Source organism: Microcystis sp. M169S2 (assembly GCF_020245865.1).
Lineage (GTDB): Bacteria > Cyanobacteriota > Cyanobacteriia > Cyanobacteriales > Microcystaceae > Microcystis > Microcystis ichthyoblabe_A.
This window is the reverse complement of the sequence record NZ_JADBUB010000205.1, coordinates 1-4,699: the sequence shown is the minus strand read 5'-3', so window position 1 is coordinate 4,699 and position 4,699 is coordinate 1. Positions and strand designations below refer to the sequence as shown.

Annotated in this window: 5 protein-coding genes; 1 reads left to right on the top strand and 4 read right to left on the bottom strand. The window is 38.6% G+C overall.

Features of this window, described 5'->3' with window-relative positions; genetic code table 11:
• The coding region (locus IM485_RS23095; protein ID WP_502882197.1) for an IS1634 family transposase N-terminal domain-related protein at positions 1–131 on the bottom strand (131 nt) is incomplete at its 3' end.
• Between the two features lie 557 nt (positions 132–688).
• Here IM485_RS23095 and IM485_RS19300 point away from each other — a divergent pair.
• A complete protein-coding gene (locus IM485_RS19300) occupies positions 689–1,069 on the top strand; it encodes a type II toxin-antitoxin system PemK/MazF family toxin (RefSeq protein ID WP_104398302.1) in 381 nt (126 codons plus the stop codon).
• Here the strand turns inward: IM485_RS19300 and IM485_RS19295 are convergent.
• The 3 genes from IM485_RS19295 to IM485_RS19285 form a co-directional block, all read right to left on the bottom strand.
• Positions 989–1,237 (bottom strand): DUF5615 family PIN-like protein, encoded by a 249-nt coding sequence (locus IM485_RS19295; RefSeq protein WP_104398301.1) that lies wholly within the window; start codon positions 1,235–1,237, stop codon positions 989–991. The genes IM485_RS19300 and IM485_RS19295 overlap by 81 nt on opposite strands.
• On the bottom strand, positions 1,234–1,569 hold the full coding sequence (locus IM485_RS19290) for a DUF433 domain-containing protein (RefSeq protein ID WP_004162723.1): 336 nt from the start codon (positions 1,567–1,569) through the stop codon (positions 1,234–1,236). Before IM485_RS19290 ends, IM485_RS19295 begins: the two co-directional genes overlap by 4 nt.
• A gap of 389 nt (positions 1,570–1,958) precedes the next feature.
• Complete coding sequence (locus IM485_RS19285; protein ID WP_287745058.1) at positions 1,959–4,208, bottom strand: ABC transporter substrate-binding protein; 2,250 nt, start codon at positions 4,206–4,208, stop codon at positions 1,959–1,961.
• Positions 4,209–4,699: the final 491 nt, after the last annotated feature.

Sequence of the window (4,699 nt, the reverse complement as noted above, 5' to 3'; positions counted from 1 at the left end):
TCGATAATATCATCGGGTAATTTTGAGAGATTGGCCAGGGTTCTTTTTTTGACTTGATCTCCTTCTCGGTAGGACTCCCGAAGAAGAACGGCGGGGGGGGAATTACGGTTAGGAACTTTTTCTATATACATGGCTATCATTCTAGCAAATAGAGAGAATTCTTGTCCATTAAGAAGTGTTACAAATTACATGGGTACATTAAGAAAAGTTAACGGGTATATCCATTGATGGATAAGGGTTTCGGCTATTATGGTATATATGTATGGGGGAAGTTCAGATATCTATCTTCTAGCTCGCTTGTCCCCCTCTCAGGAATGCTCCTATAGGTAAAAATTCTGGCTCTTCTGAGTTTGGTATGCTTCTCGGCGGTTTATCAGGAGCATAAGGGCTTGAAACACCTTCCAGATAAGTCTTTCGTGTTTTTTTCCAGAACTAAATTGAATTATAGCGTTTCTCACACCTGTGTGGCACAGTGAAACCTTTGCTGATTAAACTTTTCACCATCGACAATGTACCTCTTGCGAACAGGAAACGCTATAATCCCTTGCCAGATAGGGTTTCCAGCTAAGTGTAACATGGATTTGCATTGCGAAACTCGGATGAACCGAATTTTGGTTCATCTGAGTTTAGTATGCTAAAGTAGTAGACTTGTTACAAGATAGAAGAAATGATGGACAACCTGTAAGCAATGAAGGGTAAAATCGTATTGATTCAATTTCCCTTCGACGATTTATCTTCCAGTAAAGTTCGTCATGCTTATTGCCTAACCAATAAAATTGGAGGCTATCAACACATTATCTTTGCTCTGATCACCAGTCGTATTCCCGAAAATCCCCTTCGTAGAGATATTATTCTGAGATCAGAAAGTCCAGATTTTATGATAAGTGGTCTTCGCCAATCCTCAGCCATCAGGCTTGATCATTTGGTAACACTTCGATCTTCACTGATTCAGCGTGAACTAGGCTCATTATCATTAAAAACTCAAACTTTAATTATAGATATTTTGTCCGACCTTATCCCAATGGTTTTTCAGATGTCCGGGCATACTGCGACGATTATTGGTAACTAACAACCGTTGAAATGACGCGACATAATCCAGGATTTCTGGGTCTAAAGTTCCTAATAGTGGTGCATCGGGTTCACCTACTCGCAAAATATCGAGATTAGGATTCAATCGTAACAGAGATATTTTGAGGTCTGGGGATAAGTTTTCATCTAACAAAAACTGGATTCTCATGCGAGGTTTAGTTCTTGCTGTTTCCGTTTTAGTTTTAGTTGTCTTAGGCGTTGAATCAGGGGGGATGGCTCGGTATTTAACCACTGTTGGTATTGTTCTTCTTGCCAGTCATGGAGGTGCTGAAGATAAGCATCTATCTGGGGCTTATTTTGGTAGTAATAGGTGAGAGTAGCGTAAATTTTCTCTAGGTTTAAGCTGGGTAACTCTTGGAGAATCTGCTGGGAAGTATAACCTTTTAAATGGTAGTTGATGACATCCTCAATCCCAATGCGATGTCCTTTAATGCGGATGTCATCTGGAGCAAAAACTTCAAAGTATTCTTCTAGTTGCATGGTTTTCTTATAGCAAACTTTTTCTTTTAATTGTAGCATCGCTACCAGTTATCAGTTATCAGCCCGGCTCTTTGATAACTGTTCACTGATAACTGAAAAGGTATTTCTACTTTCAGGGATGAAGTGCAAGAAAGTGTAAATTCGCCGCTAGTGTTGACTTCGCCATTGTCTTCCCTCTAGCGGCCATGATTGTCTGGTTCTACAAAGCTGTTCCCGAAGGTTCAATTAGTTTCACCTTTAAAGCTCTAGAAATCCACTTTGAGGTAAAGAAAGGAAGCCGGACTTAGGAAAAAAAGACGGCAATCGCTTTCAATCAGTATTAAGGGTTAGCCAGTATCTACACAGAACAAGCTGTGTGCTGGAAACAACACACCATGCTGGTCAAGGATTTATTTTGCGCCAGTCCAGTCACAAGGAGTCGTTGAGCAGTCGGGGCTAATTAATGAGCTAGATTGGTCTTCCCGGTCACTTCCTTTTAAGGTAATTTTCCCCGTTAATCCTTCAGTCTTAAAATCATCCTTAGCTAAGGTGTTTCGTGTCCCCTCTCTGCTAGGCGTTTGTCCCTGTTCAAGGTGTTGTACGATAGCTTCAACTAACATTTTTGTGGCATCATAAGCCATGGCCATTTGCCAATTGAGCTTCAGCTTAGTTGACCAAGGTAGTGGTTTCTGGTCAACAAAATCAGCCAGTTTTTTACTCTCTTCATCAGAGGGATACCAAGGTATAGCTATTACCATCTTTTCTAGAGATTCCCTGCCAATGGTATCGACAAGTTCTAAAACTTCGTCATTAAACAGTGGGTTGTTCCCAGCTATCAAAAACGTCCCCCGATTTTCCTTAATAATTTGAATTTTTTTCTCCTTGCTCTCCGTATCGATAAAAGCATCACTTATAAGAACTAAGGCTGTTTTGTCTTTAAGCTGATTAAATTTTTGCTTTAAACTGTTGACTCGGTCTATTGGTAATGTCTTTATATTTACTTCACCCTTTATATTTATACTTGACTTATCTAATTCCTCCTTAAAATTGTTATAAAAGGATTGTGCTACCAAATCATTATCATGGAAGATTATCACTTGTTGATATCCTTTTTTTTCTAGGTATTTAACTAAGTCTTGAGCTGCGATTTCTGTCGTAGATATAGGTCGAAAAAACCAAGACAAGTCCTGACTCTTATTTTTATCTTGAGCCTTGAAAGCCTCTATCGTAGCCGTACTTGTAGGTGAAATTAGCACTAATTTTTCTAGATAATCATCTAATACATAATAAGTTGCGTGACTCGAATACGGTCCAATAACCCCGATAATTCTTTCCCTACCTACTAATTCTTTAGCTACCTTTAAGGCTTCATCGTCATTGTTAGAATCGTTGGCCATGACAACTATTAATTTAAAAACATTGTCTTTATTAAATTCAGCTTGTTGCCAACCTACTCCAGTAAGAATACTTCCAGCAAAATCTGGTGGTATTTTATCGCCAAAGCCAGTAGATACAGCAATAGTAAATACATTCTTTGGACTGATAGTGCCGCTTTTTAGTTGATACATGACACGGGCATTATTTAGAGCAATTAAAGTAACTGGATCTTTCTCTTTTTCCCAGGCTTTTTCTAGATAACTAATAGCCTCTTTATAATTACCCTTAGCGAATTCTTCTCTTCCCTTTTTTTCTTCTGGGAGTAGTTGTCCCGGTAATGGATAATCGGGAAAACCAAGTTTTTCTCCACAACTTATAAAATCAGGGGTGTTATTACACGCCGATAATGGATCGGTTATCTCTCTTACATAAACAATAACCAGAGAAAGTATTAATGCTAAAATACACAAAATGGCTAACTTAAACCATTTATTGAGTTCTATCAACCAGCGACGAAATAAATTTATTGTATTTCTAATATTGACTATCAATTTGTCTAGGAGAGTGCGGGGTCGGTGTCCACCTATTTGTTGCTCTAACTGCTGGATTTCACGTCTGAGTGATTGTTCTATTTCCTGTTTTTGTTGCTCTAACTGCTGGATTTCACGTCTGAGTGCTTGTTCTATTTTCTGCTGTTCTTGATGAAGAGCAGGCTCGATTTCCCCGGCTAATTTTGGCATAATCATATTTAGTTGTTCGTCAAATTTATGTTTCAGGTCGTTAATGTCTTCCCCGGCTAATTTTGGCATAATCATATTTAGTTGTTCGCCAAATTTATGTTTCAGGTCGTTAATATCAGCATACCTAGTATGAAAATGTCCTAAATTATGGAGTCTTTCCTTGAAATTCAACAAAGTCATAATTTCTGACCTAATTTGACTCATATTGATGGGTGCATCTTTGAAATAGGTATAAATCCGCAGATTACCATTTGCTTTAAAGGTTTCCAACGCTTTGGTAAATTCTTCTTCAGTGTATATACCTACTTTAGTATGAAAGAGGCTGACAAAAATATGGCACTGTGTAATCGCTTTATTGTATTCATCTTGTAGGCGCGTTTTTGACATAGCATCGATAAAATCTTCCCAGACAACTAATTCTAAAAATATTCCCTGTTTTATGTATTTTTTGTTTTCACGGTTGATAAATATTTCAAATTGTTCTCTATCATCTTTCAATTCAGAAGAGGAGGCGAGAAAGATTTTAATGATTTTATTACCCATCGTAGTTTCCCTACTTTGCTTTTACCTTTTCTTTCGCTTTCAGTGCTGTTATTCGGCTCACCAACTCAGCCAATCTCTGACTCAACGGTACAGTCTCAGCACAGCCCCAGTATTGAGCGCACCGCAATAACAACCACATCCATCTTAGAAGTGCCAAGTTGCTCATCTGTAACTATCTTACTCGCCGTGCTATTGATTGTCACCATTTTTCTGGAGAAAGCATAGAGGTAAGCGACGTTTACAGTGGGTTTCTATTTTTCCGCCTCTAATATCAGCTAAACTTATCAATGGTATAAGTAACAATAGTTTCAAACCCCTTTACAAACCGATACAAACTCTTTAAGATAGAGACATCATCAATAAATCGTACCTCGATAACTTAATAGGAATCATAAACCAATGACCACCACTCTACAACAGCGCGAGAGCGCTTCCCTGTGGGAGCAGTTCTGCCAGTGGATCACCAGCACCAACAACCGTCTTTATGTCGG

Bases quoted from the DNA above. Each gene is read 5' to 3' on its own strand.
- IM485_RS19290 (WP_004162723.1), bottom strand. From the start codon at position 1,569: ATGCAACTAGAAGAATACTTTGAAGTTTTTGCTCCAGATGACATCCGC.
- IM485_RS19300 (WP_104398302.1), top strand. From the start codon at position 689: ATGAAGGGTAAAATCGTATTGATTCAATTTCCCTTCGACGATTTATCT.
- IM485_RS19295 (WP_104398301.1), bottom strand. From the start codon at position 1,237: ATGAGAATCCAGTTTTTGTTAGATGAAAACTTATCCCCAGACCTCAAA.
- IM485_RS19285 (WP_287745058.1), bottom strand. From the start codon at position 4,208: ATGGGTAATAAAATCATTAAAATCTTTCTCGCCTCCTCTTCTGAATTG.